Raw genomic sequence first — 21,842 nt, forward strand, 5'->3', positions numbered from 1 at the left:
GTGGAGAGAGCTGGGAAGAGGCTGGTAACCGCGACTCGATGCAAGCGAAGCCCCTCTCCCCCGGCCCCTCTCCCGCAAGCGGGAGAGGGGAGACAAGCGCTCATTAGGGTTGCAAGACGGACGACACCAACAGCTGCGAATACGGATGCTGCGGGTCGTCGAGAATCTGGTCGGTCAGCCCCGCCTCCACCACGTGCGAACGGCGCATCACCATCAGCCGGTCGGCCAGCAGACGTGCCACCGCCAGGTCGTGGGTGACGATCACCACCGCCAGGTCCAGCTCGCGCACCAGGCCGCGCAGCAGATCGAGCAGGCGCGCCTGCACCGACACGTCCAGCCCTCCAGTCGGCTCGTCCATGAACACCAGCCGCGGCGCCGAGACCAGGTTGCGGGCGATCTGCAGGCGCTGCTGCATGCCACCTGAAAACGTGCGCGGCAGGTCATCAATGCGCGCCGGGTCGATCTCCACCTGGCTCAGCCAGTCGAGCCCGGCGGCGCGCAGCTCGCCGTAGTGGCGCACACCCTGCGCCATCAGCCGCTCGCCGATGTTGGCGCCAGCCGATACCGCCATACGCAGGCCGTCGCGAGGGTTCTGCTCGACGAAGCCCCATTCAGTGCGCAGCAACGTGCGCCGCTCGGCCTCGCTGGCGCTGTACAGGTCGAGCCACTGGCCATCGCGGCCGCGATAACTGACCGCGCCGCGATCCGGCGGGCAACGCCCGGAGAGCAGGCTGAGCAAGGTGGACTTGCCCGAGCCGGACTCGCCGACGATGCCCAGCACTTCACCGGGATAGAGGTCGAAACTCACGCCCTGGCAGCCCTTGTTCGGGCCGTACAGGCGGGTCAGGTCACGCACCGAGAACAACGGCTCGGTCGCAGCCACGGCAGGTTGCAGACGTTCGGCGGCGCTCATTGCAGGTTCTCCTCGGTACGCTGACGGCAGTAGTCGGTGTCGGAGCAGACGTAGCGCTTGCTGCCGGCGTCGTCGACGATCAGCTCGTCGAGGAAGGATTCCGTGCTGCCGCAGAAGGCGCAGCACTCGTCCCACTGCTGCACGGCGAAGGGGTGATCCTCGAAGTCCAGGCTGACCACGCGAGTAAAGGGCGGCACCGCGTACAGGCGCTTCTCACGCCCCGCGCCAAACAGCATCAGCGCCGGGCTCATGTCCAGCTTGGGGTTGTCGAATTTGGGAATCGGCGACGGGTCCATCACGTAGCGCTCGTCCACCGTCACCGGGTAGGCGTAGGCGGTGGCGATATGGCCGAAGGTGGCGATGTCCTCGTACAGCTTCACGTGCATCACGCCGTAGTCCTCCAGCGCATGCATGGTCCGCGTCTCCTGCTCGCTCGGCTCGATAAAGCGCAGCGGCTCGGGAATCGGCACCTGATAGACCATGATCTGCCCGGCCGACAGCGGTGTTTCCGGAATACGGTGGCGGGTCTGGATCACGCTGGCCTCAAGCGTGCGCTCGGTGGTGGCGACGCCTGCGGTACGGGCGAAGAAGCGGCGAATCGACACCGCATTGGTGGTGTCGTCAGCGCCCTGGTCGATTACCTTAAGCACATCGTCTGCACCGAGAATGGCGGCAGTCAGCTGCATGCCGCCGGTGCCCCAGCCATAGGGAAGCGGCATTTCTCGACCGCCGAAGGGCACCTGATAGCCAGGGATCGCTACCGCCTTGAGCAAGCCACGGCGGATCATGCGTTTGGTCTGCTCATCCAGATAGGCGAAGTTGTAGGCCGACGCCTCACGGGCGCCGCTTGCGGTGAAAGCGTTCATCAGCGGTTCTCCTCTGCCGGCGCCTGGCGGCGCAGCTTGCGGATCAGTTCCAGTTCGGCCTGGAAGTCGACGTAGTGCGGCAACTTGAGGTGCGAGACGAAGCCGGCGGCTTCGACGTTGTCGCAGTGCATCAGCACGAACTCCTCCTCCTGCGCCGGGCCCTGCACCTCTTCGCCGTACTCGCTGGCGCGCAGCGCGCGGTCGACCAGCGCCATGCCCATGGCCTTGCGCTCGGCGTAGCCGAAGGCCAGGCCATAGCCGCGGGTAAACTGCGCCTGCTCGGCACTGTCACCGACGAACTGGTTGACCATCTCGCACTCGGTGATTTCGATATCGCCCAGCGGCACAGCGAAACCCAGTTCGGCGGGCGTCATCCACACCTCGACATCGCCGATGCGGATCTCCCCGGCGAAGGGGTGATTACGCCCGTAGCCGCGCTGGGTCGAGTAGCCGAGAGCCAGGAGGAAGCCTTCGTCACCACGGGCCAGCGCCTGCAGGCGCTCGGCGCGGCTCGCGGGAAAGGCCAGCGGCTCGCGGGTGATGTCCGGCACCGGTGCGCCGTCGTCCTGCTCGCGGGCCATCAGCCCTTCGCCTGCGAGAAAATCCAACACCCGAGGACAGGGCTTGGGCTCGTCGGCGAGCGTGGTATCCGGCGCCGGATACTCGCCTTCGGCCAACAAGGTGAAATCCAGCAGACGGTGGGTGTAATCGAACGTCGGACCGAGCAGTTGACCACCGGGCAGATCCTTGAAGGTGGCGGATATGCGCCGCTCCAGCTGCATCTTCGTGGTGTCCAATGCCTCGCTGGCACCGAAACGTGGCAGCGTGGTGCGGTAGGCGCGCAAGAGGAAGATGGCCTCCATCAGGTCACCAGCCGCCTGTTTGATCGCCAGTGCGGCCAGCTCCTCGTCGTACAGCGAGCCTTCGCTCATCACCCGGGCCACGGCCAGCGGCAGTTGCTGGCGGATCTGTTCAACGCCCAGTTCAGCGATCGTGGTATCGCCACGGCGACGGCTGGCCAGCAGTTGATGAGCATTGTCGATGGCGCGTTCGCCACCCTTGACGGCGACATACATCAGGCAGCCTCCTCGGCTTCGATCAGCACGCGGGTGCTGCGCGGCAGGCCGATGACTTCGCCGCCTGCGGCAAAGAAGCAATCCAGGCCACGGGGAAAGGCGCTGCGCGCCTGACGCTGCTGCCAGAACGAGGCCGGCAGCGGCAGGTTGACGCCGCGCACGTCCTTGATACCCGGCCCGCGCCAGCGCAGAGGGACGCCGGCGCGCAGATCGTCGAGCTGGATCAGCAGCGTGCAGGACTGGTCCGGGTAGCGTTCGCTGCCATTGTCGAAGTCCGACAGATCGCTCAACTCGCCCTCATCAAGCAGGGCGAACAAAGCGATCTCACGCTCGGCGACGATCGGGCAGCCGCAGTGGAACGCCAGGTTGGCGCGAATCAGCGGTGTGTCGAAACGCGGCGCCAGCCAAAGAGGCGTATCACTGTCGAGGAAGGCCAGACACAAACCATAAGTAGCAGGGGCCAGGTCGCCCAAGGCATGGGCACGATCCATGGCGCGTGGCAGCCCCGGTTCGGCCAGGGCTCCGAGGGCCGCGCGGAAGCTGACCTGGGCGTCCAGCACCGGGTCGTCAAAAGCCGGTTGCAGCCAGTGCGAGCTGTGCGGCGTAGTCATCAGTCCTCTCCTCTGACCAGGGTGAAAAATTCCACCTCAGTGGTGGCGGTACGGGCGGCCCGGTTCAGGCGCTGTTCGCGCTGCTCGCGGGCCAGGGGTTCGATCAGGTCATCCAGCCAGCGCGCCTGGTCGTTGCCCTGCAGGTGCGCGTCGGCCAGGGCGGCCAGCTCGGCGCGGCGCTTGTCACGGCCTGCCAGATAGCTGTAACCGGTTCGGCCGTCGGCAAGACGCACCACACAGCGGGTCACGGTCATCTCGCCGAGGTTGAAGGCGCTACCGGTGCCGCCCATGCGCCCGCGCACCAGGGTCATGCCGACCTCGGGGGAGCGGATCAGTTGGTAGGCGCTGTCCTTGAGCGCCGCTTCATGGGGGTCGAGAGCGCTGCCGGCGCGGGCCAGGACGCCCATCCAGCGCTGACGCGCGGCGATGTTCGGATCGGTTTCGTTCATGCGGGTCTCCATCAGGTCGCTACCTGGTACTGGAAGCGGTCGGCGCGGCTGCTGGACTGCGCCAGCTCCACCGCCCGGCCAGCGGGATCGCGGGACAGGGTGAGTACGCTGAGCAGCGGCGCATGGCGCGGCATCAGCAGATGCGCGGCCTCGTCGCGGCTGGGCAGGCGTGCGCCGATCAGGCTGAAGGTGCGCGCCAGCGGCAGGTCGCGCTCGGCCAGGTACTGGCGCAACGAACCGCCCTGGTAGTCGGCCAACAGTGGCGCCAGGCTGGCGCAGAAACGGTGACGGATCAGGCTCAGCGGCTGGCCGTCGAGCAGGCGCAAGGTGGCCAGTTCGATCAGCTCGCTACCATCGGGCAATTGCAGGTGGCGGCACTCCTCGCTGCTGCCGCTACGGCGCAGGCACTCGATCAGTATTGCTTCAACGCGGTGGCCGAGCGCCGACAGCGACTGGCTGAAGGCACTGCCCGCCTCCACCGGATACACCAGCGGCTTGGCCAACACCTGGGTGCCCTTGCCCTGGCGGCGCAGCAGGCGGCCTTCGAGCACCAGCTCGTCCACCGCGCGGCGCAGGGTGTGGCGGTTGACGGAAAAACGTGCGGCCAGTTGCATCTCGCCCGGCAGGTAGTCGCCCGGGCTCATGCGTTGCAGGTCTTCGCGCAACACGGCGGCCAGCTCGCGGTACAGCGGTTCGCTTTGTCTAGACAAGTTCATCGCTTGAAAAGGGCGCCCGCAGGCGCCCTCCTCCTCCTTCAGATAAAGAGCTTGCGCAGGCGCTGTGACAGGATGTCGATGGCGCTCACCACCAGAATGATCACGATCAGCAGTGCGCAGGTCTGGGCGAACTGGAAGCCGCGAATCGCCTCCCAGAGAATCACCCCGATGCCGCCGGCGCCGACCATGCCGACCACGGTGGCCGAGCGCACGTTGGACTCGAAGCGGTACAGCGAGTAGGAGATCCACAGCGGCAACACCTGTGGGATGACGCCGAAGATCACTTCCTGCAGGGCACTGGCACCGGTGGCGCGCACCCCCTCCACCGGGCCAGGGTCGATGGCTTCGACCGCCTCGGCGAACAGCTTGGCCAGCACCCCGGTGGTGCTGATGAACAGCGCCAGCACGCCGGCGAAGGGGCCGAGGCCCACCGCGACGACGAAGAGCATGGCGAACACCATTTCGTTGATCGAACGACAGGCATCCATTACCCGGCGTACCGGCTGGTACACCCACCAGGGCACGATGTTCTCGGAACAGAGGATGCCCAGTGGAATGGCGCAGAGAATGGCCAGCACCGTGCCCCACAGGGCGATCTGTACGGTGACCACCATCTCCTTGAGGTAGTGCTGCCAGTTGCTGAAATCCGGCGGGAAGAAGTCGGCGGCGAAGGTGGCCATATTGCCGGCATCGCGCACCAGCGCCAGCGGGTTCATTTCCGCGCCCTGCCAGGACCAGGCGAGCACGGCGAAGAACAGGCCCCAGCCGATCAGTTGCAGCCAGCTGCGTTTGCTATCGGCGGTCGGGGTATGGGTGGTCAAAGTGGTCATCAAGGCATCTCGGGGAAAACGACTGCAGTCAGCCCCTCGGTCGATACCGAGGGGCTGTCAGGATCAACCGGCGCTGGCGCCGCCCTGCTTCTCACGCTCGGCCATGCGCTGCTCGAGCTTGGCCAGCTCGGCGTCCAGCTCCTTGAGCTGAGCCTGCTTGTCGGCGTCCTTGAGCTTGTCGTTGTTGGCCACTTCGGTGCGTTTCTTGAACAGCTCGAGCTGACGAATCGGCAGCAACTGATCGTTGTCCGAAGGCTTGAACTGGCCCCACTGCAGGCCTTCGAGCACCTTCTTCTCCTCCGGTTTGGCGCCGTAGGTCATGAAGAAGTTGCGCAGCTTGTCGCGGGTTTCCTGCGGCAGGTTCTTGCGCCAGACGATGGGGTCGGACGGGATCAGCGGCGATTGCCAGATCACCTTGAGCTGCGCGGCCTTGTCCGGTGCGGTCACCTCAAGACGCTCCATGCCCTCGCTGTTGAAGGTGCCGACATCGACCTGCTTGTTGGCTACCGACAGCGCGTTGACCTCGTGGCTGCCATTGAGCGAGCGCTTGAAGACCTTGCCGGCGTCGACGTTGTTCTGGGCGAACACGTAATAGCCCGGTACCAGGTAGCCGGAGGTGGAGTTGGGGTCGCCGTTGGCGAAGGTCAGGCTCTTGGCGTTCTTGAGCATGTCCTCGACCGAGTTGATCGAGCTGTCCTTGTGCGCCACCAGCAGGCTGTAGTAACCCTGCGCGCCGTTGGCCGCCACGGTCTGGGCGAAGATCTCGCCACCGGCGCGATCAACCGCCTCCATCGCCGACTTGTTGCCATACCAGGCCACATCGACCTTGTCGAAGCGCATGCCCTGGATGATCCCGGCGTAATCAGGCGCGAAGAAGGCGTTGATCTTTACCCCGGTCTGCTTGCTCATGTCAGCCAGGAAGGGATCCCACATGGCCTTGAGGTTCTGCGAAGACTCGGTGGAAATAATGCCGAAGTTGAGTTCCTCGGCGGCCTGGACCGAGCCCAGCAGGGAACCGGTGACGAGCGCGGAAGCAGCCAGCACCTGGCCGATGCGTTTGAACATGGAGCACACTCCTGTTGCTAGTTGGCGTTGTTGTTTCGAATGAGGGTGCTGAGATCAGGCCTTGGCCAGTGTCAGCGGACGTTCCACGGCCCGTGGGCGCTGCCCTTGCGGCAGCAGCAGGCTGATATCGAGATCGCCGCCGTAGAGGTCATTGAGGAAATCGGGGTTGAAGCCCGCGGTCGGGCCGTCGAAATGAATTCGCCCACCCTTGAGCGCCACGGCGCGCTGGCAATAGCGCACCGCGTAATCGACCTGATGCAGGGTCACCACCACCGTCTTGCCGTCGCGACGGTTGATGTCGGCGAGGATCTCCATCACCTTGCGCGCCGACTCCGGGTCGAGCGAGGCGATCGGCTCATCGGCGAGAATCACCTCGGCCTGCTGGCACAGCGCACGGGCGATGGCCACGCGCTGCTGCTGGCCACCGGACAGGGTCGAGGCACGTTGCGCGGCGAACTCGGCCAGCCCTACCCGCTCCAACGCCTGCAGCGCACGCTGCTTCTCTTCGGGATTGAACAGGCTGAGGCTGCCACGCCAACGCGGCATGCGCCCCAGGCCGCCGAGCAGCACGTTCTGCAGCACGCTGAGACGGCCGACCAGATTGAACTGCTGGAAGATGTAGCCGATATCGGCGCGCTGGCGGCGCACATCGCCATTCAGGCGCCCGTCGCTCTGCACCTGGCGCCCAAGCACTTCGATGCTACCGGCGTCACCGCGCGCCAGTCCGGCCAGATGCCGCAGCAGGGTCGACTTGCCCGAGCCCGAGGCACCGATCAGTGCCACCATCTCGCCCGGCTGCACGGATAGCGCCAGATCGAACAGCGCCTGCTTGCGGCCGAAACTTTTATTCAGACGATCGACTCGAATAGCTACGCTCATGTGCTGGCCCTCTACTATCATTTCGATAAGAAGGCCGCTAGCCGGCGCCTTCTGGTGTAGACCAAGGTAGGCGCACGCTGTGTCAGACCCGTGAACCGGGGATGACGATTGAGTGAACGAAACTTGAAACTTTTATGCTCGAGCGAAGCAACAGGATGAGTTCTGCCGAGTACCACGCATTTCAGACAATCGGTGCTGGCATAAAGCCGCTACCTGAATCACAATGTGACACGTATTTGGCGTCAAGGAACTGTTCAGATGACCTGAAGGTCATAATGACGCAGAACGCGGTACCGGTTGAACGGCTAGTGCGAAACACTGTCAAACCGGTGACAATCTCGACACTGACTACCAGTATCGCTCCCTGAACTAACCGGTAATGTATGCGCCCTATGAAACAGGCTATTTATTCCAGCCGCACGGCTGACAAGTTTGTCGTTCGCTTGCCAGATGGCATGCGTGAGCGTATCGCTGACGTAGCACGCAACCATCACCGCAGCATGAACTCGGAAATCATCGCCCGTCTGGAGCAAAGCATGCTTCAGGAAGGTGCTCTGGATGACGATCTCAGCCTGCGCCTCGACAGCCCCGAACTGAGCCTCCATGAGCGTGAATTGCTGCAGCGTTTTCGTCAGTTGTCGCGCCGCCAGCAGAATGCACTGGTCGCTCTGATTGCCCACGACGTGGAAATGGCCGCCGAAGAAGCCTGAAGCGAGCCCATAAAAAAACCGGCCTTGAGCCGGTTTTTTTATTGCCTGCCATTCCTGACGGCGGTCATGACATCCCTTGCTCAGCCAACGAAGCTGAGCAGTACCCCCGCCGCCACGGCCGAGCCGATCACCCCAGCCACGTTCGGCCCCATGGCATGCATCAGCAGGAAGTTCTGCGGGTTGGCCTCCAGGCCGACCTTGTTCGATACCCGAGCCGCCATCGGCACGGCCGACACACCCGCCGAACCGATCAACGGATTGACCTTGTTGCTGCTGAACACGTTCATCAGCTTGGCCATCAATACACCGGCCGCCGTACCTGCGCAGAACGCCACCATGCCCAGCATCAGAATGCCCAGGGTCTTGAGCTGCAGGAAAGCCTCGGCCGACAGCTTCGAACCCACGGTCAGACCGAGGAAGATGGTAACGATATTGATCAGCGCATTGCGCGAGGTATCAGCCAGACGCTCGACCACCCCAGCCTCACGCAGCAGGTTGCCGAGGGCGAACATACCGATCAGCGGCGCGGCGTCAGGCAGCAGCATCCCGATCAGAATGCATAGCACGATGGGGAAAATGATTTTCTCGGTCTGCCCCACCGGACGTAGCTGCTGCATGACGATGGCGCGCTCTTCCTTGGTGGTCAGGGCGCGCATGATCGGCGGCTGAATCAAGGGCACCAACGCCATGTAGGCATAGGCCGCAACTGCAATAGGACCAAGTAGATGCGGCGCCAGCTTGGAGGTCACGAAGATCGAGGTCGGGCCGTCAGCACCGCCAATGATGGCGATGGAGGCAGCCTCCTTGAGGGTGAACTCCATACCGGGAATACCCAACGCAGTCAGTGCCAAGGCGCCGAGCAGCGTACCGAAAATACCGAACTGCGCAGCAGCACCCAACAGCAGTGTTTTGGGGTTGGCCAGCATCGGACCGAAATCGGTCATGGCGCCGACGCCGAGGAAGATCAGCAATGGGAAGATGCTGGTCGGCAGCCCCACTTCATAGATCAGGTGCAGAAAACCCGCCCCCTCCGCCATGTTGGCCACCGGAATGTTCGACATCAGCCCGCCGAAGCCGATAGGAATCAACAGCAAAGGCTCGAAGCCTTTCTTGATCGCCAGGTAGATCAGCAGTATGCACACCGCGATCATGAACGCCTGACCGGGTTCCAGGTGATACAGGCCGGTGCTCTGCCAGAGCTTGAGCAGCTTTTCCATTATGCGCCCCTCAGCCGATGGTCAGCAGGCTAGCGCCTACTACCACGGTATCGCCGACCTTGACGTTGACGGCACCGACAGTACCGGCCTTGAAGGCGCGAATCTCGGTTTCCATCTTCATCGCCTCGAGAATGATCACCAACTCGCCTTCCTCCACGGCCTGGCCTGGCTGCACCAGCACCTTGAAGATATTGCCAGCCAGCGGTGCCGCCTGCGGCTCGCCGCCATCCACTGCAGCCGGAGTAGCCGCCGGTGTAGCGCTCGCCGCGCCACCGACAGGCTTGATTCCCTCGATATCGCCGCCGTCGCTCACCTGCACGACAAACGACTTGCCATTGACCTCGACGGTGTAGACCTCAGGTTTGCCAGCCTCGCGAGCCGGCATTTCCTTACCAGTCGGAGCGGGCTCGAAGGCCGCCGGATTGCCGCGATTCTCCAGGAATTTCAAACCGATCTGCGGGAATAGCGCGTAGGTCAGGACGTCGTCGATTTCGTCGGCGGCCAACTTGATGCCTTTCTCCTGAGCGATGCCCTTGAGTTCGGCGGTCAGCTTGTCCATCTCGGCCTCGAGCAGGTCGGCCGGACGGCAGGTGATGGCCTCGGCACCATCGAGCACACGGGCCTGCAGCTCGGCATTGAAGGGAGCAGGGGCTGCGCCATACTCGCCCTTGAGCACACCCGCGGTCTCCTTGGTGATGGACTTGTAGCGCTCGCCAGTGAGCACGTTGATCACCGCCTGAGTGCCGACAATCTGCGACGTCGGGGTCACCAGCGGGATAAAACCGAGGTCTTCACGCACGCGCGGAATCTCGGCCAGCACCTGGTCGAACTGGTCCTGGGCGCCCTGCTCTTTCAGCTGGCTTTCCATGTTGGTGAGCATACCGCCCGGCACCTGGGCCACCAGGATGCGCGAGTCGACGCCCTTGAGGTTGCCCTCGAATTTCGCGTATTTCTTGCGCACCTCGCGAAAGTACGCGGCGATTTCTTCCAGCAGCTCCAGGTTGAGCCCGGTGTCGCGCTCGGTGTTCTGGAACATCGCCACCACCGACTCGGTCGGCGAATGACCGTAGGTCATCGACAGAGAAGAAATTGCGGTGTCGACGTTGTCGATGCCCGCTTCCACCGCCTTCAGGATGGCCACCGACGACAGCCCAGCCGTGGCGTGACACTGCATATGAATCGGAATGGCCAGGCTGGCCTTCAGACGTGAGACCAGCTCGAACGCCGTGTAAGGCGTAAGAATCCCGGCCATGTCCTTGATCGCCACCGAATCGGCGCCCATGTCTTCGATCTGCTTGGCCAGATCGACCCACATGTCCAGCGTATGCACCGGGCTGGTGGTGTAGGAGATGGTGCCCTGGGCGTGCTTGCCCTGCTGTTTGACGGCCTTGAGCGCCGTCTCCAGGTTGCGCGGATCGTTCATCGCATCGAATACGCGAAACACATCGACGCCGTTGACGGCGGCACGCTCGACGAATTTTTCCACCACGTCATCGGCGTAGTGGCGGTAGCCCAACAGGTTCTGCCCGCGCAACAGCATCTGCTGGCGGGTATTGGGCATGGCCTTCTTCAGCTCGCGGATACGCTCCCAGGGATCTTCGCCGAGATAACGAATGCAGGCATCGAAAGTCGCGCCACCCCAGGACTCCACCGACCAGAAGCCCACCTGATCGAGCTTGGGCGCGATCGGCAGCATGTCTTCAAGACGAACACGCGTCGCCAGGATCGACTGATGCGCATCACGCAGCACCACATCGGTGATTCCGAGTGCTTGTTTCACGGCAGTCATGCAGGTACTCCCTCTGAACCTGATCAACCGCGGCGTGCGCGGTGCTGGGCAATGGCGGATTGGATGGCGGCCAGTGTTGCTGCGTCCGGCTCATGGCTGGCCGACCTGGCACTCGGTGCTGGAGAAGAAATGGCCGGGCTCGGCGCGGGCGGAGCGAAGGTCGCGATCAGCCGTGACATCAGACTGACCACACCCACCAGCAACACCAGAAAGACAAAGACGAAGCCCATGCCGAACAGCATGAGTTCGACACCCTCGAGCAGCAGTTCACTGGGGGTCATCTTGGCTCCTTTGGCCAGCAGCTCGCGGGCTGCGTTCATTATTGATTAGGAGCGCCCAGCGTCAGCGCCTGGGCAAAGCTGGCGAACCTTAGCGTGAAACGAGCGTTTGAAGCAAACGCCAAAAGGGCCGCACGGGCTATTTATGTAGTGGTTTATCGGCATCCACTACCAAAGAAGCAGAAAGGCCCTGCGAGGGAAGTATCAGGATGCGGAGCGCGCCACGCCAGCAACGGCAGGAGCAAGCCTCAGCAGGGTCTTGAAGTGACGCGTCTCATCGCCAGGGGTACGCCCGAACAGGCGCTTGAACTCTCGACTGAACTGCGACGGACTTCCATACCCGACGCGCTGCGCTGCACTGAGCGCACTCATGTCGTTGCGGATCATCAGCAGGCGCGCCTGATGCAGGCGAATGGCCTTGAGGTACTGCAGCGGCGAGCGACTGGTCATCGCTTTGAAGTGCACATGGAAGACCGGAACGCTCATGCTGGCGATCTCAGCCAGCGAAGGCACATCGAGCGACTCCTGATAATCCCGGTGAATCCGCTGCAGGACGCGAGCGATACGACCGAAATGGCTGTTCTGCGCCAGGGTCGCGCGCAGGCCATTGCCCTGCTCACCCTGCAGCACGCGAAAGACGATCTCACGCAGAATCGATGGGCCGAGCAGGCGCACCTCGTCAGGGTCAGCCAGCGCCTCCAGCAGGCGCAACGTGGCATCACTCAAGTGTGCATCGATCGGGCTGGAATAAAGCGTTGCCGGTTGAGTGGGCTGGGGCTCGTCCCGATCCATGACCAGCTCGGCCACCAACAGCGGCTCGACACGCAGCGCCACACCCAGCATCGGCTCTTCGGCGCTGGCCTCGGTCTCGATGGAAAATGGTAAAGGCAGCGCCAGCACCAGATAGTGCTGCGCGTCGTAAACGTACAGGTTGCCGTCGTGCAGCCCGCTCTTGCGCCCCTGGATCACGATCACGATGCTCGGCTCATACAGTGCCGGGGTAACCGGTAGCGAGCGATTGGAGCGCATGAAGGTAACGCCGTCGAGCTGCGCCGCGGTGTACCCCTCCTCGGGGGCCAAGCGCAGCATCAGCTCGACCATGCGCTGCTTGATGCTCTCAGGACTCATGCTCATGCGCCGCTTTCGAATCGTTATCAATACCCGGACATTGTAGGAAGCATTCAATAGAAACAGGCAATATCGAAAGAGTAACGAGACTTAGCAGCCGGCCGCCCCCTGCCTAGCATGGACTCTCCAGAACGCAATGGAGATCGACATGAGCAAAGTCATCCTCGTCACCGGTGCCAGTAGCGGTATCGGCGAAGCCATCGCCAGACACCTGGCAAGCCTGGGCCATCACGTGGTACTCGGCGCCAGGCGCATCGAGCGCCTGCAGGTGCTGGTAGAAGAACTGCAAGCACAAGGTCAGCACGCCTACTGCCTCACCCTCGACGTCAGCCAACTGCATGAGATGCAGGCCTTCGTTGAATATGCCGAAGCGCAGCACGGCCCCGTCGACGTGATCATCAACAATGCCGGAGTCATGCCGCTGTCACCGCTCAATGCCCTGAAGGTGGACGAGTGGGACCGCATGATCGACGTCAACATAAGGGGCGTGCTGCATGGTATTGCCGCCGTACTACCAGGCATGGAAGAGCGCGGGCGCGGCCAGGTCATCAATATCGCCTCCATCGGCGCCCACGCCGTATCGCCGACAGCAGCGGTCTACTGCGCCACCAAGTATGCCGTCTGGGCGATTTCCGACGGCCTGCGCCAGGAAAGCGAGCGTATACGTGTCACTACCATCTGCCCCGGCGTGGTCGAGTCCGAACTGGCAGACAGCATTTCCGATGCCAGTGCGCGCGAGGCGATGAAAGCTTTCCGTCGCGTCGCCATCACTCCAGACGCCATCGCCCGCGCCGTGGCCTATGCAGTCGAACAGCCCGATGACGTCGACGTCAGCGAGCTGATCGTGCGCCCAACCGCCAGCCCCTATTGATGGAGACCACCATGTCAGCGAAGAACACCGTCGCGGCAATGCTGATCAGCGGTGCCCTGCTACCCGACGCGGTAATGGCAGAGCCCAAGCTCTCACATCCTTATGTTGGCATGTGGGTAACGGACGACGGCCATGTCCGCCATGAGCTATTGGCCAACGGCCGTTATGACGAGGCACGCGGGAATCGCGAGAGCGCCTACCAGGGCAACTACCACGTCACCGGCAACCACATCGACTACGTCGACGACACCGGCTTTACCGCCGACGGTGAATTCATCGACGACGTGCTCTATCACGGCGGCATGGTGCTGCGCCGCAAGAACACCTCAACTGACGAGTAACGCCCCCATCAGCCAAGGAAAAAACCATGAACACGCAAAAAATCATCATCGCACTGCTACTGAGCGCCTCACTCTGCTTCCCGGCCTGGGCAAACGACAACACCGCGGCCAATCAGGCAGTGATTCAGAAAGCCTTCGATGATTGGCGCGCCGGCCAGGGCGGTATCTTCCAGTTGCTCGCCGATGACGCCGTCTGGGTCGTGGCCGGTAGCAGCCCGTCCTCCGGGACTTACCGCACGCGTGAGGCGTTCATGGAAGATGCCGTCAAACCCATCACTGACAAACTGGCCACGCCCATCGTACCCACCGTTCGCCAGATAGTGGCGCAAGGGCCTTACGTGGTCGTGCACTGGGATGGCGAGGCGACTGCCAAGGACGGCAGCCGCTACGAGAACAGCTACTCCTGGCACATGCAGCTGGAGAATGGCCGGATCACTCGGGTCACGGCCTTTCTCGATACCTGGCGGCTGGTCGAGCTGATGAACTGATTACAGCAGGAAGATCGACGCCAGCCCCAGGAAGATGAAGAAACCACCGCTGTCGGTCATGGCGGTGATCATCACACTGGCCCCCATGGCCGGGTCACGCCCCAGGCGTGCCAGGGTCATGGGGATCAGCACGCCCATCAACGCCGCCAGCAACAGGTTGAGGGTCATTGCCGCGGTCATCACCACGCCCAGCGACCAACTACCGTAAAGCCCATAGGCAACGGCGCCGATCACACCACCCCAGAGGATGCCATTGATCAGGGAAACCCCCAGTTCCTTGCGTACCAAACGCTTGGTATTGCCGGTGCTGACCTGATCCAGCGCCATGGCGCGTACGATCATGGTGATGGTCTGGTTGCCCGAGTTGCCGCCGATACCGGCAACGATGGGCATCAGCGCCGCCAGCGCCACCAGCTTCTCGATCGAGCCTTCGAACAGGCCGATCACCCGCGACGCCAGGAACGCGGTGACCAGGTTGATCGCCAGCCAGGCCCAACGGTTGCGCACCGACTTCCACACCGAGGCGAAGATGTCTTCCTCCTCGCGCAGACCGGCCATGTTCAGCACTTCGCTTTCACTTTCCTCACGGATCAGGTCGACCATCTCGTCGATGGTCAGACGGCCGATCAGCTTGCCGTTCTTGTCCACCACCGGGGCGGAAATCAGGTCGTAACGCTCGAACGCCTGAGCGGCGTCGTAGCCGTCCTCGTCCGGGTGGAAACTCACCGGATCGTCGGCCATTACTTCGCCGACCTGCTTCTCCGGATCATTGACCAGCAAACGCTTGATCGGCAGCACACCCTTGAGCACGCCGTCGTAATCGACCACGAACAGCTTGTCGGTATGGCCCGGCAGCTCCTTCAGGCGGCGCAGGTAACGCAGAACCACTTCCAGGCTGACGTCTTCGCGGATGGTGACCATCTCGAAGTCCATTAGCGCGCCGACCTGATCCTCTTCGTAGGACAGGGCCGAGCGCACACGCTCACGCTGCTGAGCGTCGAGCGACTCCATCAGCTCATGAACGACGTCGCGCGGCAGTTCCGGGGCCAGGTCAGCGAGTTCGTCGGCGTCCATGTCCTTGGCTGCAGCGAGAATCTCGTGATCGTCCATGTCGGCGATCAGGGTTTCTCGTACCGCGTCGGAGACTTCCAGCAGGATGTCGCCATCGCGCTCGGCCTTGACCAGTTGCCAGACGGTCAGACGCTCATCGAGCGGCAGGGCTTCGAGGATATGGGCGATATCCGCAGGGTGCAGATCTTCGAGCTTGCGCTGCAGCTCGACGAGATTCTGACGATGTACCAGGTTCTCGACCCGGTCGTGATGCTGGCCTTCCTGACGGTGAGTCAGGTCTTCGACCAGTTTGTGCCGATGCAGCAGTTCGATCACCTGGGCCAGGCGATCCTGCAAGCTCTCTTGCGGCTTTTTGGCTTCTACTTCTGTCATAGCGCGCTCCACCCCCAGTTGGCGGGCACGCCAAAGGGGATCAATCAGGTCTTACACGATTGTGCGAGGGGAGTATTGAGTAACTACTGGGTAAGTCCATGGTGGTATTCCACAAGCCCCGGCGGGGCTGACGCGGCGAATCATAACACCGCAAAACAGCTTTGTACGTGACAAAAGCGCGGCAAGAACAATTGCTTGCATCGCAAACTTCGATCTCGCATGAAAACCTGGCTATGCGACGCCAGCTACCCGCGTCAGGACACCCTGGCGAGTACGAAAAAACGGTCTAACCTGAAGCAGGCAAACGTCAGGGAGGACGACTCATGCGAGGACTGCATTTCGCAGCGCTATTGGCCGCTGCATTTCTCTACCCTATTGCAGACAGCTCGGCGGCCAGTGTGTTCCGCTGCGTGAGTGCAAATGGCCATGTCACCTTCACCCGCCACGGCTGCGCCGACGATCAAGAGCAGCACGTGCAGGATGCACGCAACCACACCCCCAGCAGCGGCAAGGCAATCCCTCTCGCGGACCCAGGCCGGCGTGCGGCAACCACCTCGGCCGGCAGTGGCGAGCTGGTCATCGTTGGCCAACAGGACGATGGTTGCGACAACCTGCTGACCAGCAGCGAGAGACGCCAGGCGATCATCCGCAAGGAAGTCCGCCTCGGCATGAGCCGCGCCGACGTGGAAAGCAGCCTGGGCAAGCCAGACAGAGTCACCAGCAGCAATGGGCAGCAGCGCTACCATTACCGAGAGAAACGCAAAGGCGGGAACAGCCGACAGGTCAGCTTCGACGAAGCCGGCTGCGTGAAGAAATAACGCACAAAGAAAAAGGGCCTGCATTGCTGCAGGCCCTTTCGGTATGGCGGACTCAGGAGGATTCGAACCTCCGACCGCTCGGTTCGTAGCCGAGTACTCTATCCAGCTGAGCTATGAGTCCATTTGGCGCTTTTTGACCAGATCACCACTGGCTGAAACAAAATGGCTTGCAACGATGCAAGCCATTTAATATGGCGGACTCAGGAGGATTCGAACCTCCGACCGCTCGGTTCGTAGCCGAGTACTCTATCCAGCTGAGCTATGAGTCCATTTGGCGCTTTTTGACCAGATCACCGCTGGTTGAAACAAAATGGCTTGCAACGATGCAAGCCATTTGAATATGGCGGACTCAGGAGGATTCGAACCTCCGACCGCTCGGTTCGTAGCCGAGTACTCTATCCAGCTGAGCTATGAGTCCGTTACAGATCACTCGAAAGCTACTGCGCTTGGGTATGCTTCGTTGAAACCGAACTCAGAATGCTCATTTAGAAAACTAAACTGCGCTTCTTCGCTCGCTTTCGCCTCGCCTCGCCTACCCTTCGCTCGCTACGCTTTCGCGAGATCTTTGGTGCTTTTATACCAGATCACCTCTGGTTGATTCGCCAGCCCGACTTACGCCTGACTCGCTGAATAATGGCGGAGAAGGGGGGATTCGAACCCCCGACACCCTTTTGAGGTGTACTCCCTTAGCAGGGGAGCGCCTTCGGCCACTCGGCCACCTCTCCGCAACACGGGGCGCATGATAAACATGTTTTCCCCGTTTGCAAACAAAAATTTGTAGAAAAATTAGTGGCTTGGTTCGTCACCCTTCTCTTTCTGGATGCGCTGGTAGATTTCTTCACGGTGCACGGCAACCTCCTTCGGCGCATTGACACCAATGCGCACCTGGTTACCTTTCACACCCAACACGGTGACAGTCACATCATCACCGACCATTAGGGTCTCTCCGACCCGGCGAGTCAGAATCAGCATTCCTTTCTCCTCACGGATTACATTTTTCAGGACAACAGTCTGCAAAAAAGAAAATGGTGCCGGCTTCCCGCTAAATCAAGCCCGAAAGCCTCCACCCAAGTATTGACCAGCCCGCGCAGAAAGAAAGTTCCCGCATGCAAGTCAAAAAGACGAAAGGCGCGGAACCAGCCGCGCCTTTCAAATCAGTGGAATCACTCGCCCTGCCGGGCCGGAGCATCCAGCTCGAAGGCGGTATGCAGTGCGCGTACCGCCAGCTCCAGATACTTCTCTTCGATCACCACGGACACCTTGATCTCGGAGGTGGAGATCATCTGGATATTGATGGTCTCCTTGGCCAGGGCCTCGAACATGCGACTGGCAACACCGGCGTGGGAACGCATACCGACACCGACGATGGACACCTTGGCAATGTTGGTGTCGCCGACCACTTCACGAGCGCCCAGCTCGTCTGCGGTCTTCTGCAGCACGCTCAGGGCATTGTTGTAGTCGTTGCGATGAACGGTGAAGGTGAAATCGGTGGTGTTATCGTGCGAAACGTTCTGCACGATCATGTCCACTTCGATGTTGGCGGCGCTGATCGGGCCGAGAATCTTGAAGGCGATGCCAGGGATATCCGGCACCCCACGGATGGTCAGCTTGGCTTCGTCGCGGTTGAAAGCGATGCCGGAAATGATCGGCTGTTCCATGGATTCCTCTTCATCAAGGGTAATGAGGGTGCCCGGGCCCTCCTGGAAGCTGTGCAGAACGCGCAGCGGGACATTGTACTTGCCGGCGAATTCCACCGAACGAATCTGCAGCACCTTGGAACCGAGGCTGGCCATTTCCAGCATTTCTTCGAAGGTGATCTTTTCCAGGCGCTGGGCCTTGGGCACCACACGTGGGTCGGTGGTGTAGACACCATCGACGTCGGTGTAGATCTGGCACTCCTCGGCTTTCAGCGCCGCGGCCAGGGCCACACCGGTGGTATCGGAACCGCCACGACCCAGGGTGGTGATGTTGCCGTGTTCGTCGACGCCCTGGAAACCTGCGACCACAACGACGCGACCAGCCTTGAGGTCGGCGTGAATCTTCTGGTCATCGATCTGCAGAATGCGCGCCTTGTTGTGCGCGCTGTCGGTGAGGATGCGCACCTGGTTGCCGGTGTAGGACACCGCCGGCACGCCGCGCTTGATCAGCGCCATGGCCAACAGGGCAATGGTCACCTGCTCACCGGTGGACACCATCACATCCAGCTCACGCGCAACCGGCTCGCCATCGGTGATCTGTTTGGCCAGATCGATCAGGCGGTTGGTTTCGCCGCTCATGGCGGAAACCACGACGACGATGTCGTCACCGTTCTCGCGGAACTTCTTCACCTTGTCGGCCACCTGCGCGATACGCTCGATGGTGCCGACGGAGGTGCCCCCAAACTTCTGTACGATCAAAGCCATTTCAAAAAGCCGCCTGATTCCTCGAAGGGCGCCCATTAAACCCGCATCGGGTCATACTGCCAAGGCCCGCCGGACGCACTGCGGGCCCCGCTTTCTCGCTCGTTACGAAGCCTGCTCGACCAGGGTTGCGGCCAGGGCCAGGGCTTCATCCAGCTTGCCGGCATCGACGCCGCCACCCTGGGCCATGTCTGGGCGACCACCACCCTTGCCGCCCACTGCTGCGGCGGCCTGCTTCATCAGGTCACCGGCCTTGAGCTTGGCAGTCAGGTCCTGGGTCACACCGGCGACCAGTACCACCTTCTCGTCGAACACGCCGCCGAGCAGGATCACAGCGCTGCCCAGCTTGTTCTTCAGTTGGTCGACCAGCGCCAGCAGCGCCTTGCCGTCCAGACCATCGAGACGCGCAGCCAGCACCTTGGTGCCCTTCACGTCCACGGCCGAACCAGCCAGGTCATTGCCAGCAGCGCTGGCGGCCTTGGCCTTGAGCTGCTCCAGCTCCTTTTCCAGCTGACGGTTGCGCTCGATCAGGGCCGAGAGTTTGTCCAGCACGTTGTCGCGGCTGCCCTTGACCAGGGAGGCGGCTTCCTTGAGCTGTTCCTCGGCACCGTTGAGCCAGGCCAGCGCGGCGGCACCAGTGACCGCTTCGATACGACGCACGCCAGCGGCCACGCCGCCTTCGCTGGTGATCTTGAACAGACCGATGTCGCCGGTGCGCGATACGTGAGTACCGCCACACAGCTCGACGGAGAAATCGCCGCCCATACTCAGCACACGTACCTGATCACCGTACTTCTCGCCGAACAGCGCCATGGCGCCCTTGGACTTGGCGGTCTCGATGTCGGTTTCTTCGGTCTCGACCTCGGAGTTCTTGCGAATCTCAGCGTTGACGATGTCTTCCAGCTGCTTCAACTGCTCGGGCTTGATCGCCTCAAAATGGCTGAAGTCGAAACGCAGACGCTGACTGTCGACCAGCGAACCTTTCTGCTGGACGTGATCGCCCAACACCTGACGCAGCGCGGCGTGCAGCAGGTGGGTCGCGGAGTGGTTCAGCGCGGTGGCCTGACGCACGCCGGCTTCGGCTTCGGCCTTGACGCTGGTGCCGACGCTCAGACCGCCCCTGGCCACCACGCCGTGGTGCAGGAAGGCACCGCCGGCCTTGGTGGTGTCGCGCACGTCGAAACGCACGCCAGCACTTTCCAGGTAGCCGCAGTCGCCGATCTGGCCACCGGACTCGGCGTAGAACGGGGTCTGATCCAGCACCACCACGCCCTCTTCGCCTTCGGCGAGGCTGTCGACCGCAGCACCGGCCTTGAACAGAGCGATGATCTTGCCGCTGCCGCTGGTGCCTTCGTAACCGAGGAAGCGGGTGTCGCTGTCAACCTTGACCAGGGCGTTGTAGTCCATGCCGAAGGCGCTGGCGGAACGGGCGCGCTCGCGCTGCGCTTCCATTTCACGCTCGAAGCCCTCTTCGTCCACTGACAGCTCGCGCTCGCGGGCGATGTCGGCAGTCAGGTCAACGGGGAAACCGTAGGTGTCATACAGCTTGAACACCACGTCGCCGGGGATTACCGAGCCCTGCAGGCCGGCCAGATCCTGCTCGAGAATCTTCAGCCCCTGCTCCAGGGTCTTGGCGAACTGCTCTTCTTCGGTCTTCAGCACGCGCTCGATGTGCGCCTGCTGCTGTTTGAGCTCGGGGAAGGCTTCGCCCATCTCAGCCACCAGCGCAGCGACGATCTGGTAGAAGAAGCTGCCCTTGGCGCCCAGCTTGTTACCGTGACGGCAGGCGCGACGCACGATGCGGCGCAGCACGTAGCCGCGGCCTTCGTTGGACGGAGTCACGCCGTCGGCGATCAGGAAGCTGCAGGAACGGATGTGGTCAGCCACCACTTTCAGCGAGGCCTGGCCTTCGTTGCTGCAGCCGATGGCCTTGGCCGAGGCGGCCAACAGGTTCTGGAACAGGTCGATCTCGTAGTTCGAGTTGACGTGCTGCAGCACGGCGCTGATGCGCTCCAGGCCCATCCCGGTGTCCACACTCGGCGCCGGCAGCGGGTGCAGCACGCCATCTGCAGTGCGGTTGAACTGCATGAACACGTTGTTCCAGATCTCGATGTAGCGGTCGCCATCTTCTTCCGGGCTGCCGGGTGGGCCGCCCCAGATGTGCTCGCCGTGGTCGAAGAAGATCTCGGTGCACGGGCCGCACGGACCGGTATCACCCATTGCCCAGAAGTTGTCGGAGGCGTACGGCGCACCCTTGTTGTCGCCGATGCGGATCATGCGCTCGGTGGGGATGCCAACTTCCTTGGTCCAGATCTCGTAGGCTTCGTCATCGGTGGCGTAGACAGTGACCCAGAGCTTTTCCTTGGGCAGGTTCAGCCACTTGTCGGAGGTCAGGAATTCCCAGGCGTAATGAATGGCATCGCGTTTGAAATAGTCGCCGAAGCTGAAGTTGCCCAGCATTTCGAAGAAGGTGTGGTGACGCGCGGTGTAGCCGACGTTTTCCAGGTCGTTGTGCTTACCGCCGGCACGCACGCACTTCTGGCTGGTGGTGGCGCGAGTGTAGGCGCGCTTTTCCAGGCCCAGGAAGCAGTCCTTGAACTGGTTCATACCCGCGTTGGTGAACAGCAGGGTTGGGTCGTTCGCCGGAATCAGCGAGCTGGAAGCGACACGGGTGTGCCCTTTTTCTTCGAAGAAGCTCAGGAAGGCTTCACGGATTTCTGCGCTTTTCATAGGGATATCCACGGAATCAGGCGGCCACGGCAAAGCCGGCGAAGCAGACCAAAGCGAGAACGTCGCGAGCGAAGGTCAGGCAAGGCAAAAGCCGGTGAAGGTGCGCAGTTTACAGGTTGTAAATGAGCATCCTGAGCCGGTTTTTAACACTGCATGACCGAGCGCAGCAGTTATCGCTGCAGTCTGCAAAGGGACGCATTATATCGGCCCTTTCGCCCGCGGCTA

Annotated in this window: 22 protein-coding genes and 4 tRNA genes; 5 read left to right on the forward strand and 21 right to left on the reverse strand. The window is 62.1% G+C overall.

What is annotated here, in order from left to right:
* Positions 1-103: 103 nt before the first annotated feature.
* The 9 genes from phnK to phnC form a co-directional block, all read right to left on the reverse strand.
* Positions 104-913: a phosphonate C-P lyase system protein PhnK gene (gene phnK, locus EGJ86_RS07665; RefSeq protein WP_125834662.1), complete on the reverse strand. Its 810-nt coding sequence runs from the start codon at positions 911-913 to the stop codon at positions 104-106.
* Positions 910-1,779, reverse strand: coding sequence for an alpha-D-ribose 1-methylphosphonate 5-phosphate C-P-lyase PhnJ (locus EGJ86_RS07670; RefSeq protein WP_125834663.1), 870 nt, complete (start codon positions 1,777-1,779; stop codon positions 910-912). The genes phnK and EGJ86_RS07670 overlap by 4 nt, the downstream gene beginning before the upstream one ends.
* On the reverse strand, positions 1,779-2,855 hold the full coding sequence (locus tag EGJ86_RS07675) for a carbon-phosphorus lyase complex subunit PhnI (RefSeq protein ID WP_125834664.1): 1,077 nt from the start codon (positions 2,853-2,855) through the stop codon (positions 1,779-1,781). Before EGJ86_RS07675 ends, EGJ86_RS07670 begins: the two co-directional genes overlap by 1 nt.
* Positions 2,855-3,466, reverse strand: a complete 612-nt coding sequence (gene phnH, locus EGJ86_RS07680) for a phosphonate C-P lyase system protein PhnH (RefSeq protein ID WP_125834665.1) — start codon at positions 3,464-3,466, stop codon at positions 2,855-2,857. Before phnH ends, EGJ86_RS07675 begins: the two co-directional genes overlap by 1 nt.
* Positions 3,466-3,915, reverse strand: a complete 450-nt coding sequence (gene phnG / locus EGJ86_RS07685; protein WP_125834666.1) for a phosphonate C-P lyase system protein PhnG — start codon at positions 3,913-3,915, stop codon at positions 3,466-3,468. The genes phnH and phnG overlap by 1 nt, the downstream gene beginning before the upstream one ends.
* A gap of 11 nt (positions 3,916-3,926) precedes the next feature.
* Positions 3,927-4,631: a phosphonate metabolism transcriptional regulator PhnF gene (gene phnF / locus EGJ86_RS07690; RefSeq protein WP_125834667.1), complete on the reverse strand. Its 705-nt coding sequence runs from the start codon at positions 4,629-4,631 to the stop codon at positions 3,927-3,929.
* Between the two features lie 38 nt (positions 4,632-4,669).
* Positions 4,670-5,461, reverse strand: a complete 792-nt coding sequence (gene phnE / locus EGJ86_RS07695; protein WP_125834668.1) for a phosphonate ABC transporter, permease protein PhnE — start codon at positions 5,459-5,461, stop codon at positions 4,670-4,672.
* A 63-nt stretch (positions 5,462-5,524) separates the two neighbouring features.
* Positions 5,525-6,526 carry a phosphonate ABC transporter substrate-binding protein gene (gene phnD, locus EGJ86_RS07700; RefSeq protein ID WP_125834669.1) on the reverse strand — a complete coding sequence of 334 codons (1,002 nt, stop codon included), beginning with the start codon at positions 6,524-6,526 and terminating at the stop codon, positions 5,525-5,527.
* Between the two features lie 54 nt (positions 6,527-6,580).
* Complete coding sequence (gene phnC, locus EGJ86_RS07705; protein ID WP_099525218.1) at positions 6,581-7,405, reverse strand: phosphonate ABC transporter ATP-binding protein; 825 nt, start codon at positions 7,403-7,405, stop codon at positions 6,581-6,583.
* A gap of 383 nt (positions 7,406-7,788) precedes the next feature.
* Between phnC and EGJ86_RS07710 the strand changes: the two genes are divergently transcribed.
* Positions 7,789-8,115 (forward strand): Arc family DNA-binding protein, encoded by a 327-nt coding sequence (locus EGJ86_RS07710; RefSeq protein ID WP_003461866.1) that lies wholly within the window; start codon positions 7,789-7,791, stop codon positions 8,113-8,115.
* Between the two features lie 80 nt (positions 8,116-8,195).
* Here the strand turns inward: EGJ86_RS07710 and EGJ86_RS07715 are convergent, their stop codons facing one another.
* The 4 genes from EGJ86_RS07715 to EGJ86_RS07730 form a co-directional block, all read right to left on the reverse strand.
* Positions 8,196-9,332, reverse strand: a complete 1,137-nt coding sequence (locus EGJ86_RS07715) for a sodium ion-translocating decarboxylase subunit beta (protein WP_099525217.1) — start codon at positions 9,330-9,332, stop codon at positions 8,196-8,198.
* A gap of 10 nt (positions 9,333-9,342) precedes the next feature.
* Positions 9,343-11,121: a sodium-extruding oxaloacetate decarboxylase subunit alpha gene (gene oadA / locus EGJ86_RS07720; protein ID WP_125834670.1), complete on the reverse strand. Its 1,779-nt coding sequence runs from the start codon at positions 11,119-11,121 to the stop codon at positions 9,343-9,345.
* A 23-nt stretch (positions 11,122-11,144) separates the two neighbouring features.
* Positions 11,145-11,402 carry an OadG family protein gene (locus tag EGJ86_RS07725; protein ID WP_166432408.1) on the reverse strand — a complete coding sequence of 86 codons (258 nt, stop codon included), beginning with the start codon at positions 11,400-11,402 and terminating at the stop codon, positions 11,145-11,147.
* A gap of 201 nt (positions 11,403-11,603) precedes the next feature.
* Entirely contained in the window at positions 11,604-12,500 is an 897-nt protein-coding gene (locus EGJ86_RS07730) for an AraC family transcriptional regulator (RefSeq protein ID WP_125834694.1), read from the reverse strand.
* A gap of 175 nt (positions 12,501-12,675) precedes the next feature.
* Between EGJ86_RS07730 and EGJ86_RS07735 the strand changes: the two genes are divergently transcribed.
* The 3 genes from EGJ86_RS07735 to EGJ86_RS07745 are packed head-to-tail and all read left to right on the forward strand — an operon-like array spanning position 12,676 to position 14,227.
* Positions 12,676-13,398, forward strand: coding sequence for an SDR family oxidoreductase (locus tag EGJ86_RS07735; RefSeq protein WP_125834671.1), 723 nt, complete (start codon positions 12,676-12,678; stop codon positions 13,396-13,398).
* An 11-nt stretch (positions 13,399-13,409) separates the two neighbouring features.
* Entirely contained in the window at positions 13,410-13,739 is a 330-nt protein-coding gene (locus EGJ86_RS07740; RefSeq protein WP_106733840.1) for an Atu4866 domain-containing protein, read from the forward strand.
* A gap of 26 nt (positions 13,740-13,765) precedes the next feature.
* The gene (locus tag EGJ86_RS07745) at positions 13,766-14,227 is read left to right on the forward strand and encodes a nuclear transport factor 2 family protein (RefSeq protein WP_106733839.1); all 462 of its coding nucleotides are present in this window, start codon (positions 13,766-13,768) and stop codon (positions 14,225-14,227) included.
* Here the strand turns inward: EGJ86_RS07745 and mgtE are convergent, their stop codons facing one another.
* Positions 14,228-15,670 (reverse strand): magnesium transporter, encoded by a 1,443-nt coding sequence (gene mgtE, locus EGJ86_RS07750; RefSeq protein WP_099525211.1) that lies wholly within the window; start codon positions 15,668-15,670, stop codon positions 14,228-14,230.
* A 323-nt stretch (positions 15,671-15,993) separates the two neighbouring features.
* Here mgtE and bamE point away from each other — a divergent pair, with 323 nt between their 5' ends.
* Positions 15,994-16,488, forward strand: coding sequence for an outer membrane protein assembly factor BamE (gene bamE, locus EGJ86_RS25300; RefSeq protein WP_125834672.1), 495 nt, complete (start codon positions 15,994-15,996; stop codon positions 16,486-16,488).
* A 44-nt stretch (positions 16,489-16,532) separates the two neighbouring features.
* Here the strand turns inward: bamE and EGJ86_RS07760 are convergent.
* The 7 genes from EGJ86_RS07760 to alaS all read right to left on the reverse strand — a co-directional run bounded on the left by EGJ86_RS07760 (position 16,533) and on the right by alaS (position 21,617).
* Positions 16,533-16,609 (reverse strand) — tRNA-Arg (locus EGJ86_RS07760).
* 71 nt (positions 16,610-16,680) lie between these two features.
* Positions 16,681-16,757, reverse strand: a tRNA-Arg gene (locus EGJ86_RS07765).
* A gap of 72 nt (positions 16,758-16,829) precedes the next feature.
* Positions 16,830-16,906: transfer RNA gene (locus tag EGJ86_RS07770), tRNA-Arg, on the reverse strand.
* Positions 16,907-17,122: 216 nt separating this feature from the next.
* Positions 17,123-17,213 (reverse strand) — tRNA-Ser (locus tag EGJ86_RS07775).
* A gap of 61 nt (positions 17,214-17,274) precedes the next feature.
* Complete coding sequence (gene csrA / locus EGJ86_RS07780; protein WP_003244478.1) at positions 17,275-17,460, reverse strand: carbon storage regulator CsrA; 186 nt, start codon at positions 17,458-17,460, stop codon at positions 17,275-17,277.
* A gap of 191 nt (positions 17,461-17,651) precedes the next feature.
* Positions 17,652-18,890 carry an aspartate kinase gene (locus EGJ86_RS07785; protein WP_125834673.1) on the reverse strand — a complete coding sequence of 413 codons (1,239 nt, stop codon included), beginning with the start codon at positions 18,888-18,890 and terminating at the stop codon, positions 17,652-17,654.
* Positions 18,891-18,992: 102 nt separating this feature from the next.
* A complete protein-coding gene (alaS, locus tag EGJ86_RS07790) occupies positions 18,993-21,617 on the reverse strand; it encodes an alanine--tRNA ligase (RefSeq protein ID WP_106733836.1) in 2,625 nt (874 codons plus the stop codon).
* Between the last annotated feature and the right edge of the window lie 225 nt (positions 21,618-21,842).

The organism is Pseudomonas sp. o96-267 (genome assembly GCF_003935465.1).
Taxonomy (GTDB): Bacteria; Pseudomonadota; Gammaproteobacteria; order Pseudomonadales; family Pseudomonadaceae; genus Aquipseudomonas; species Aquipseudomonas sediminis.